Origin of the sequence: Microbacterium sp. 4NA327F11 (genome assembly GCF_005503465.1) — a bacterium.
Classification (GTDB): Bacteria; Actinomycetota; Actinomycetes; order Actinomycetales; family Microbacteriaceae; genus Microbacterium; species Microbacterium ginsengisoli.
The window spans coordinates 99,616-109,211 of the sequence record NZ_SCOB01000011.1 but is presented as its reverse complement, the minus strand read 5'-3'; the positions used below and the strand labels follow the sequence as shown (position 1 = coordinate 109,211).

Genomic DNA, 9,596 nt, shown 5'->3' with positions numbered 1-9,596 from the left:
CACCCCGGTCGCCGAGCTCGTCGACGACCGCGTGCAGACGGTCGACGAGCGCACCGGACGCGAGCTCGCCTGGCGTGAGTGGGAGGTGGAGCTCACCCCCGAGAGCCCCGTCGCCCCGGCAGAATTCTTCGCCCGCATCGACGCCGCGGTGGCGGCGGCCGGCGGGCGGGTGGCGGCATCCGATTCGAAACTGGCCCGCGCCCTCGGATTCTGACCCACCCGTACGACGACGGGGCCGCCGCGGAATTCCGCGGCGGCCCCGTCGTCGTATGGCGATCAGAAGTTGATCATGTGTCCTGCGAGACCGTGGAAGCCCTCCTGCAGCGCCTCCGACAGCGTCGGGTGCGTGTGCACGTTGCGGGCCAGTTCGAGCGCGGTCAGGTCCCACTTCTGGGCGAGCGTCAGCTCGGGCAGCAGCTCCGAGACATCCGGCCCGATCATGTGGGCGCCGAGCAGCTCGAGGTGCTCGCTGTCGGCGATGAGCTTCACGAAGCCGACCGGCTCGCCGAGGCCGTGCGCCTTGCCGTTCGCCATGAACGGGAAGGTCGCGACCTTGATGTCGTGACCGGCGTCCTTGGCCTGCTGCTCGGTGAGGCCGAACGAGGCGACCTGCGGCGAGCAGAACGTCGCGCGCGGCATGAAGCGGTAGTCGCCCAGCGTCTGGGTCTCGGCGCCGCCGATGGTCTCGGCCGCCACGACCGCCTGCGCCTCGGCCACGTGGGCCAGCTGCAGCTTGGCGGTGACATCACCGATCGCGTAGATGTGCGGCACGTTGGTGCGCATGTATTCGTCGATGCCGATCGCCCCGCGGTCGGTGAGCGCGACACCCGTGGTCTCGAGTCCGAAGCCGGTCACGTTCGGCGCGAAGCCGATCGACATGAGCACCTTGTCGGCCTCGACCGACCCCTGCGCGCCGCTCTTGTTGTCGGTGTAGGTGACGGTCACCTTGTCGCCCGAGTCGACGACCGACTCGACCTTGGTGGAGGTGAGCAGGGTGATGCCGTAGTTCTTGTACTGCTTCGCGATCTCCTTGGAGACGTCCGCGTCCTCGTTCGGGAGCGCACGGTCGAGGAACTCGATGATCGTGACCTCGACGCCGTAGTTGGAGAGCACGTACGCGAACTCCATGCCGATGGCGCCGGCGCCGACGATGACGATCGAGCGCGGCAGGTCGCGCGCGAGGATCTGCTCCTCGTACGTCACCACGTTCTGGCTCAGGGTGACCCCGGGGAGCAGACGCACGGTCGAGCCGGTCGCGATGATCGCGTTCGAGAACGTGACGCGCTCGGTCTGGCCGTCGGCCTTGGCGACATCGATCGTGTTCGCGTCGACGAAGGTCCCGCGGCCGTCGTACTCGGTGACCTTGTTCTTCTTCATCAGGTAGTGGATGCCCTTGACGCGGCCGTCGGCCACCTCGCGGCTGCGGTCCCACGCGACCCCGTAGTCGAAGGTGACGGAGCCTTCGATGCCGAAGAGCTTCGCCTTGTGGGTGAAGGTGTGGGCGAGCTCCGCGTTCTTCAGGAGCGCCTTCGAGGGGATGCACCCCACATTCAGGCACACACCGCCCCAGTACTTCTCCTCGATGATCGCGGTGGACAGACCGAGCTGGGCGCTCCGAACGGCCGCGACGTAACCGCCGGGACCCGCGCCGAGAATGACGACGTCGTAATGAGGCATGGTTCCCAGCCTAGTCCGCCCGGGACCATCGGATGCCGCGTCGGCCGCCGTGCGAAACCGCTCCGTCATGGCGTCGGACAGCGCGACTATCGAGCGGGAATGAACCGGCGAACCGGGCGCGGTCGACTGGATCGCATCGGATAGTCTGGACGGGAAGGAGGAGCAGAACCGTGGACGAGAACCAGCCCGGCGCCGGCGACATCCGGCGCGGCGCCAGCGACGCGCAGCGACCCGCGCACGACACGACGCAGACGTTCGGTCACGATTCCGACCTGTCCTTCGTTCCCTTCGGCAGCGAGCTGACCGAACCGGAGATGGCGGCGATCGAGGCCCTTCCGACCGGCTCGGCACTGCTCATCGTGCGCTCCGGTCCCACGGCGGGCGCCCGCTACCTCCTCGACGCCGATGTGATGACCGTGGGTCGTCACCCCGATGCCGACATCTTCTTCGACGACGTGACCGTCTCCCGCCGGCACGCCGAGATCACCCGGGTTGGCGCGGCGTTCGAGATCGTCGACCAGCGCTCTCTGAACGGCACCTACGTCGACGGCGAGCGGGTGGACCGCGCGACACTCGCGAACGGCGACGAGGTGCGCATCGGAAAGTTCCGACTCAACTTCTTCGGCTCGCCCGCCGATCTGGCCGCCGCGCCGGAGGCGTGATGGCGGTCGGCGCCTCCCGCTCGAGCAGTGCGCCGAGCGGGCTTCTGAGCATCGGCCAGGTGCTCGCGCGACTCGCTCCTGATTTCCCGTCGCTGTCGTCGAGCAAGCTCCGCTTCCTCGAGATGCAGGGAATCGTCGCGCCGCGCCGCACCGACAGCGGATACCGCAAGTTCGCGGCATCCGATGTCGAACGCGTGCGTCTCGCGTTGACGCTGCAGCGGGATCATTACCTGCCTCTGAGCGTCATCCGCGACTACCTCGACGATCTCGACGCCGGTCGCACCCCTGAGATCCCGGTGAGCGTCCCGTCCGCGATCGTGACCCCGGCCCGCCGCTACCGGCGCGACGAACTGCTGCGCGAAGCCGGGGCTCCGGCGCAGCTGCTCAACGACGCCGTGACCACAGGCCTGATCCCGCCGGCGGACCCCTTCGACGACCGCGCGCTGACCATGCTGCGATCGCTCGTCGGCCTCGACCGACACGGCATCGGCCCGCGTCACCTGCGCGCGCTCATGCAGGGAGCCAAGCGGGACATCGCGCTCATCGAATCGGCGCTCGCGCCGCTGCTGCACCGCACCGATGCGAGCGCACGCGGACGCGCAGGCGAGGCGGCGCCGGAGCTGGCCCGTCGACTCGACGAAGTGCGCTCGGCGCTCGTTCGACGCGGACTCGACGAACTCGGGATCTGAGTGCGACACGCCGGGGCCCCAACTTCGGATGTCGTTGCTCGGGCAGGGTCGCTCCTCTAGCGTGGAATCACCCGAACAGCAGAAGGAGGACGCGAGCATGAACGCTGGCGAACCCATCGGTGGCACCTTCTCGGAGGGCCTGCTGTTCACCGACGGCCTCCCCGCGATGGATGACGAGGTCGGCTACCGCGGCGCCGTGGCTGCGCGCGCGGCCGGCATCACCTATCGTCAGCTCGACTACTGGGCCCGCACCGAGCTCGTCGAGCCCACTGTGCGCAGCGCCACCGGATCGGGGTCGCAGCGCCTCTACGGCTTCCGCGACATCCTGGTTCTCAAGCTCGTCAAGCGCCTGCTCGACACCGGCATCTCGCTGCAGCAGATCCGCACCGCCGTCGAGCAGCTGCGAGCTGCCGGCATCCGCGATCTCGCCGGCACCACGCTCATGAGCGACGGCGCCTCGGTCTACCTCTGCACGTCGAACGACGAGGTCATCGACCTCGTCAGCCGCGGCCAGGGTGTGTTCGGCATCGCCGTCGGCAAGGTGCTGCACGAGGTCGAGTCGACTCTGCTCGACTTCGATCCGCAGGCGCCGGACCCGGCGGACGAGCTCGCCGCACGTCGCGCGCAGCGCTCGGCCTGAGCGAGGGGTCGTCGCCGCATCCGTGAGAGCGGATGCCGCATCCGTGCGCCCGCGCAGAAATCGCCGGCAGTCCGTTCACGATGCGACGGGCGGTGTCGTCGGCGGACTCAGACGGTCGCGTCACCCGGCGTCGGGATGCGACCGGCACGCATGACGCGGTCGAGCAGGGAGTCGAAGTCGGCTGCGAGCTCCTGTGCGGAATCTCCGGGCCAGATGTGCAGCGGCTTCGCCGCGCCCTGCGCCTGCTGCAGAGAGGTGCGCTCCGGCAGCTGCGGGGTGAGCACGAGCGGACCGAACATGTCGCGCAGCTCCTTGATGCGGAACTGGTGCTCGATCGACTGCGGGCGCACCCGGTTGACCACGATGCCGAGCGGCTGGAGGCGGGGGGAGAGGCCCCGGCGGATCTCCTCGATGGCGCGTAGCGCGCGGTCGGCGGCAGCAACGGAGAACAGGCCCGGCTCGGTGACGACGATGACGCGGTCGCTCGCCGCCCACGCGGTGCGCGTGAGGGCGTTCAGCGACGGGGCGCAGTCGACGAGCACGAGGTCGTAGTCGGCCTCGACGGCGGCGAGGGCCTCTTCGAGCTTCCAGACGTCGCGCACGCTGGGGTGCGGGCCGTCGAAGTTGATGGCCGACGGGCTTCCGATGAGCACGTCGATCGTGCCGGGATGAACCTTCGCCCACCCGCTCGAGGTGATCGCCTGACGGACGACCTTCTCTTTGGGGTTGGCCAGGACATCGGCGATGTTGAGGCGACCCGCGACCTGGATGTCCATACCTGTGGACACGTCGGATTGCGGGTCGAGATCGACGACGAGGGTTCGCACACCCCGCGCGAAGGCGGCTGACGCGAGACCGAGCGTCACGGTGGTCTTACCCACGCCGCCCTTGAGGGAGCTGACGGAGAGCACGTGCACGGAGGTCTACGTTACCGTCCCCTAGGCTGTGAGCACACTCAGGCAGAGAGTCCCCGCGATGCGCTCGATGCCGCGACACACGAAGAGGTCTGATGTTCCAGAAGATCCTTGTCGCCAACCGGGGCGAGATCGCGATCCGAGCTTTCCGTGCCGCCTACGAGGTCGGCGCCCGCACCGTGGCGGTCTTCCCCTATGAGGATCGCAACTCCCTGCATCGCCTGAAGGCCGACGAGGCCTACCAGATCGGGGAGATCGGGCACCCCGTGCGCGCCTACCTCGACGTCGACGAGATCATCCGGGTCGCCCTGGAGTGCGGCGCCGACGCGATCTACCCCGGCTACGGATTCCTCTCCGAGAACCCCGAGCTCGCCGAGAAGGCGGCTGCCCACGGCATCGCCTTCATCGGCCCGCCCGCATCCGTCCTCGAGATGGCCGGCAACAAGGTCACCGCGAAGGAGCACGCGATCGCGGCCGGCGTGCCGGTGCTGCGCTCGACCGAGGCATCCGACGACGTCGACGCCCTCGTCGCTCAGGCCGCCGACATCGGATTCCCCATCTTCGCGAAGGCCGTGGCCGGAGGCGGTGGGCGTGGCATGCGTCGCGTCGAGAAGCCCGAAGAGCTCGCCCCCGCCCTCGCCGAGGCGATGCGCGAGGCGCAGAGCGCGTTCGGCGACCCGCGCATGTTCCTCGAGCAGGCGGTGCAGCGCCCCCGTCACGTCGAGGTGCAGGTGCTCGCCGACAAGACGGGCGAGACCGTTCACCTGTTCGAGCGCGACTGCTCGGTGCAGCGCCGCCACCAGAAGGTCATCGAGATCGCTCCTGCCCCGAACCTCGACGACGAGATTCGGCAGCAGCTGCACGCCCACGCGATCGCGTTCGCCCGGTCGATCGGGTACGAGAACGCGGGCACTGTCGAGTTCCTGCTCGAGACCGCCGGCCCCCGCACGGGAGAGGTCGTCTTCATCGAGATGAACCCGCGCATCCAGGTGGAGCACACGGTGACCGAGGAGGTCACCGACGTCGACCTCGTGCAGACGCAGATCCGCGTCGCGGCGGGCCAGTCGCTCGCCGAGCTCGGACTCGAGCAGAGCGACATCCGCCTGCGCGGCGCGGCGCTGCAGTGCCGCATCACGACCGAGGACCCCACGCAGGGCTTCCGGCCCGACACGGGCACGATCACGACCTACCGCTCGCCGGGCGGTGCCGGCATCCGTCTCGACGGCGGCACGACCGCCGCCGGCTCGCAGGTGAGTCCTCACTTCGACTCGATGCTGGCGAAGCTCACGTGCCGCGGCCGGGATTTCGGTGCCGCCGTGAGCCGCGCCCGGCGCGCGCTGGCGGAGTTCCGTATCCGCGGCGTCGCCACCAACATCCCGTTCCTGCAGGCGGTGCTCGACGACGCGTCGTTCGTCGCCGGGGATGTCAGCACCTCCTTCATCGATGAGCGCCCGCAGCTGCTGCGCGGGCGCGAATCGAAGGACCGCGGCACGAAGATCCTCAACTGGCTCGTCGATGTCACGGTGAACAAGCCCAACGGCGAGAACCCCCTCACGATCGAGCCGCGGTTCAAGCTCCCGACGATCGATCTGACGACGGATGCCGCGCCCGGATCCCGTCAGCGCCTGCAGGAGCTCGGTCCCGCCGGGTTCGCCGCGGCGCTGCGTGCCCAGACCGCCCTCGCCGTGACGGACACGACCTTCCGCGACGCCCACCAGTCGCTGCTCGCGACGCGGGTGCGCACGAAGGACCTGGTCGCGGTGGCGCCCTACGTCGCGCGTCTCACTCCGCAGCTGCTCTCGGTCGAGGCCTGGGGCGGTGCCACCTATGACGTCGCGCTGCGGTTCCTCGGCGAGGACCCGTGGGAGCGCCTCGACAAGCTGCGCACCGCACTGCCCAACGTGGCCATCCAGATGCTGCTGCGCGGCCGCAACACGGTCGGCTACACGCCGTACCCCACCGAGGTGACCTCCGCGTTCGTCGCCGAGGCGGCGCGCAGCGGGGTGGACATCTTCCGCATCTTCGACGCGCTCAACGACGTCGCGCAGATGCGCCCCGCGATCGAGGCCGTGCTCGAGACCGGCACTGCGGTCGCCGAAGTGGCCGTGTGCTACACCGGCGACCTGCTCGACCCCGCCGAGGACCTCTACACGCTCGACTACTACCTGTCCCTCGCCGACGAGATCGTCGCCGCGGGCGCTCACGTGCTCGCGATCAAGGACATGGCGGGGCTGCTGCGGCCCGCGGCCGCAGCGAAGCTCGTCTCCGCGCTGCGCGACCGGTTCGATCTGCCCGTGCACGTGCACACCCACGACACCGCCGGCGGGCAGCTCGCGACCCTCCTCGCCGCCAGCGCCGCCGGAGCCGACGCCGTCGACGCGGCGGCCGCGCCCATGTCCGGCACCACCAGCCAGCCGTCGTTGTCGTCGCTGGTCGCGGCGCTCGCCCACACCGAGCGCGACACGGGACTCGACCTCGACGCGGTGGGGAGCCTCGAGCCCTACTGGGAGGCCGTCCGGCACCTCTACAAGCCGTTCGAGTCAGGACTTCCCTCGCCGACCGGCCGCGTCTACCACCACGAGATCCCGGGTGGCCAGCTCTCCAACCTCCGTCAGCAGGCGATCGCCCTGGGGCTCGCCGACGACTTCGAACTCATCGAGGACATGTACGCGGCCGCCAACCGCATCCTCGGGCGCGTGCCGAAGGTCACCCCCTCCTCGAAGGTCGTGGGCGATCTCGCGCTGCACCTCGCGGCCGTGAAGGCCGACCCGGCCGACTTCGAGGAGAACCCGCAGCGCTACGACATCCCCGATTCGGTCGTGGGCTTCATGGCGGGCGAGCTCGGCGATCTGCCGGGCGGCTGGCCCGAGCCCTTCCGCTCGAAGGTGCTCGCCGGACGCACCGTCGACATCTCTCTCACCCCGCTCAGCGTCGACGACGAGCGCGCGCTCAACGGCGACGCGGCCGAACGCCGCCAGACCCTCAACCGGCTGCTGTTCCCGGCACCCACTCGCGCGTTCGCCCAGACCCGGGAGGTGTTCGGGGACCTCAGCGTGCTCGACACAACCGGCTACCTCTACGGCCTCGCGGCCGGCGAGGAGCATGCGGTCGACATCGATCGCGGCGTCAAGCTCTTCGTCGGACTCGAGGCCATCGGCGAGGCCGACGACAAGGGCATGCGCACGGTCATGACGACCCTGAACGGCCAGCTGCGCCCCGTGTTCGTGCGGGATCGCAGCATCACCGTCGAGAGCCGTCAGACGGAGAAGGCGGACACGACCAAGCCCGGTCAGATCGCCGCGCCGTTCTCCGGCGTCGTCACGATCAAGACCGCCGTCGGCGACCGCGTCGAGGCCGGGCAGCCCGTGGCATCCATCGAGGCGATGAAGATGGAGGCGGGCATCACGGCGCCGATCGAGGGCGTGGTGGAGCGGATCGTCATCGCCCCGACCGCGCAGGTCGACGCGGGAGACCTTTTGGTCGTGATCCGGCCCGCGCACTAGCCTGGGGGAGGCGTGGCACCGTCCCTGTGACGCCAGGAGCCCCAGAACTCATGACCGAACGCACGGATCCGGCATCCCGCGACGACGGCGACGATGACGTCGTCGCGGCCCCCGTCAGCATCGACGCATCCAATCTCGACCTGTTCAGCAGCCAGACCGCGCAGGTCACCATCGTGCTGCCCGCATCGACCGACGACGACGAGCTCGACGACGACGGATCGGGTGAACTCGTCGACGACGGAGACGAGATCGAGGTGACGATCGCCGCGGAGGTCATCGATGACGGTGCGGCAGACGACGACGAGCGTGACGGCGACGAGATCGACGACCAGGAGAGCCCCGTCGACGACGAGGAGACCCCCGTGCCCGACGAGACGACCGACGACGCCGTGATCGACTCGACGCCCGAGGTGATCGACGTCCCCGTGCCGGCTCCCGTAGCCGCCACCGACTCGGCAGCTCCCGTCGCCGCGGCGGTCGCCGCCGTCGCCGTGAGCGAACCCCGTCGCACCACCGACCCGGTGCAGCTGGTCGCCCGCCGCGCGGGCGAGGTCGCCGGCGACCGCGGGACATCCGATCTGCTCAGCGCCGACCGCCTGCTCGAGAACGTCAAGGTGGCGCGCCCCGAGCCCGAGGGCCTGTGGCCTTCGCTCGTGTTCGCGCTGTCGGGCCGCCGCATCAATCTCGGCGACAACCGTCGCGCCCGCGCCCGCAAGGAGCTCGACCAGAAGATCGCCGCGCCGCTCTCAGGTCGTGCGCGATTCGTCGCCGTGCTGTCGCGCAAGGGCGGGGTCGGCAAGACGACCGTGACGACGCTGCTCGGCATGGCACTCGCATCGGCACGCGACGACCGTGTGATCGCCGTCGACGCGAACCCCGACCGCGGCACTCTCGCGGAGCGCATCGGACGCCCCAGCGGCAAGACCGTGCGTGATCTTGCGCGCGCCGGAGCCGTCGTGAGCGGCTTCAACGAGATCTCCTCGATCGTCGCGCGCGACGAGACCCGCCTCGATGTGCTCGCTTCCGACGCCGACCCGCGCGTCTCCGACGCCTTCAACGACGCCGACTATCGGGATGTCGCGACTCTCGCCGCGCACTACTACTCGGTCGTGCTCACCGACACCGGCACCGGAATCGTGCACGAGGTGATGGGGGCGACCCTCGACCTCGCGGACGGTCTCGTGATCGTCGCCGGTCTCAGCGTCGACGAGGCGCGCCTCGCGAGCGAGACGCTTACGTGGCTCGAGACCAACGGATACGCAGATCTCGTGCGCCGTGCCGTCGTCGTCATCAACGCGTCCCGTCCGGGCGCGTCCGCCGTGAGGGAAGCCGAGCTCGAGGCGCACTTCCGCTCCCGTGTGCGCGACGTCGTGCGGGTGCCCTACGACCCGGCCATCGCCGTCGGCGGACCGATCTCCTTCCGCGAGCTGCTGCCCGCCACCCGTCAGGCCGCGCGCCTGCTCGCCGCATCGGTCGTCGAGGGGCTGCGGTCGGTCTCGAAGGTCGCCTGA

At 69.8% G+C, this 9,596-nt stretch carries 7 protein-coding genes and 1 pseudogene; 6 read left to right on the top strand and 2 right to left on the bottom strand.

Annotation, left to right across the window (positions count from 1 at the left end; genetic code table 11):
* Nucleotides 1-214: pseudogene (locus FFS51_RS14675) on the top strand (CYTH domain-containing protein); the annotation flags it as partial.
* A gap of 62 nt (nucleotides 215-276) precedes the next feature.
* Here the strand turns inward: FFS51_RS14675 and lpdA are convergent.
* Entirely contained in the window at nucleotides 277-1,677 is a 1,401-nt protein-coding gene (gene lpdA, locus FFS51_RS09150; protein WP_137878142.1) for a dihydrolipoyl dehydrogenase, read from the bottom strand.
* A 170-nt stretch (nucleotides 1,678-1,847) separates the two neighbouring features.
* Between lpdA and FFS51_RS09145 the strand changes: the two genes are divergently transcribed.
* The 3 genes from FFS51_RS09145 to FFS51_RS09135 all read left to right on the top strand — a co-directional run bounded on the left by FFS51_RS09145 (nucleotide 1,848) and on the right by FFS51_RS09135 (nucleotide 3,668).
* Nucleotides 1,848-2,339, top strand: coding sequence for an FHA domain-containing protein (locus FFS51_RS09145; protein WP_045247210.1), 492 nt, complete (start codon nucleotides 1,848-1,850; stop codon nucleotides 2,337-2,339).
* Nucleotides 2,339-3,028 carry a transcriptional regulator FtsR gene (gene ftsR, locus FFS51_RS09140; RefSeq protein ID WP_137878141.1) on the top strand — a complete coding sequence of 230 codons (690 nt, stop codon included), beginning with the start codon at nucleotides 2,339-2,341 and terminating at the stop codon, nucleotides 3,026-3,028. The genes FFS51_RS09145 and ftsR overlap by 1 nt, the downstream gene beginning before the upstream one ends.
* Nucleotides 3,029-3,125: 97 nt before the next feature.
* Nucleotides 3,126-3,668, top strand: a complete 543-nt coding sequence (locus tag FFS51_RS09135; protein WP_045247212.1) for a MerR family transcriptional regulator — start codon at nucleotides 3,126-3,128, stop codon at nucleotides 3,666-3,668.
* A 107-nt stretch (nucleotides 3,669-3,775) separates the two neighbouring features.
* Here the strand turns inward: FFS51_RS09135 and FFS51_RS09130 are convergent, their stop codons facing one another.
* Nucleotides 3,776-4,585 carry a ParA family protein gene (locus tag FFS51_RS09130; RefSeq protein WP_045247213.1) on the bottom strand — a complete coding sequence of 270 codons (810 nt, stop codon included), beginning with the start codon at nucleotides 4,583-4,585 and terminating at the stop codon, nucleotides 3,776-3,778.
* A 92-nt stretch (nucleotides 4,586-4,677) separates the two neighbouring features.
* Between FFS51_RS09130 and FFS51_RS09125 the strand changes: the two genes are divergently transcribed.
* Both FFS51_RS09125 and FFS51_RS09120 read left to right on the top strand, forming a co-directional pair.
* Nucleotides 4,678-8,085 (top strand): pyruvate carboxylase, encoded by a 3,408-nt coding sequence (locus FFS51_RS09125; RefSeq protein ID WP_137878140.1) that lies wholly within the window; start codon nucleotides 4,678-4,680, stop codon nucleotides 8,083-8,085.
* A 50-nt stretch (nucleotides 8,086-8,135) separates the two neighbouring features.
* Complete coding sequence (locus FFS51_RS09120; RefSeq protein ID WP_056209977.1) at nucleotides 8,136-9,596, top strand: MinD/ParA family ATP-binding protein; 1,461 nt, start codon at nucleotides 8,136-8,138, stop codon at nucleotides 9,594-9,596.

Bases quoted from the DNA above. Each gene is read 5' to 3' on its own strand.
- lpdA (WP_137878142.1), bottom strand. From the start codon at position 1,677: ATGCCTCATTACGACGTCGTCATTCTCGGCGCGGGTCCCGGCGGTTAC.
- ftsR (WP_137878141.1), top strand. From the start codon at position 2,339: ATGGCGGTCGGCGCCTCCCGCTCGAGCAGTGCGCCGAGCGGGCTTCTG.
- FFS51_RS09125 (WP_137878140.1), top strand. From the start codon at position 4,678: ATGTTCCAGAAGATCCTTGTCGCCAACCGGGGCGAGATCGCGATCCGA.
- FFS51_RS09135 (WP_045247212.1), top strand. From the start codon at position 3,126: ATGAACGCTGGCGAACCCATCGGTGGCACCTTCTCGGAGGGCCTGCTG.
- FFS51_RS09120 (WP_056209977.1), top strand. From the start codon at position 8,136: ATGACCGAACGCACGGATCCGGCATCCCGCGACGACGGCGACGATGAC.